Genomic DNA, 462 nt, shown 5'->3' on the forward strand with positions numbered 1-462 from the left:
CCATGAGCGAGCGCGGCGCCCTGCTCGTGTCGGCGCATCTCGTCCGGCGTCGCCGGCGGCGCGCGCGTCGTCACGGTCGACGCCGCGACCGACGCCGACCTCCGCCTCCTCGCGGATGCCCTCCTGCTGCTCGGCCCGCGGGCCGTCCCCGTGGGATCCGCCGGCCTCGCCGTGGAGATGGCGCGCGTCTGGGGTGCCGGGCTCGCCGCATCCGGCGCGGTGAACATCGGCGCGGGGCCCGCCCGCTGGACCGGACCGCGTCATGTCGTGGTCGTCGTCAGCTCGCTGCACGAGGTCTCCCGCCGCCAGCACGCGCACCTCATCGAGGCGGCGGAAGCGGGTGACCTGCCCGCCTCCGTGCGGACGCTCGCCCCGAGCATGGACGACATCCTCGACGACCGGCTGCCCGCGCTCCCGGCGCTGCCCTCGGGCCCGGACGACGCCGCGTCCGTGACCGTCGTG

General features: G+C 77.3%; 1 protein-coding gene. It reads left to right on the plus strand.

What is annotated here, in order from left to right; all coding sequences use genetic code 11:
* Positions 1 to 150: 150 nt before the first annotated feature.
* A partial coding sequence (locus DZG00_RS16470) for a hypothetical protein (protein WP_199689853.1) occupies positions 151 to 462 on the plus strand: 312 nt, incomplete at its 3' end.

This window comes from Clavibacter lycopersici, assembly GCF_003576405.1.
Taxonomy (GTDB): Bacteria; Actinomycetota; Actinomycetes; order Actinomycetales; family Microbacteriaceae; genus Clavibacter; species Clavibacter lycopersici.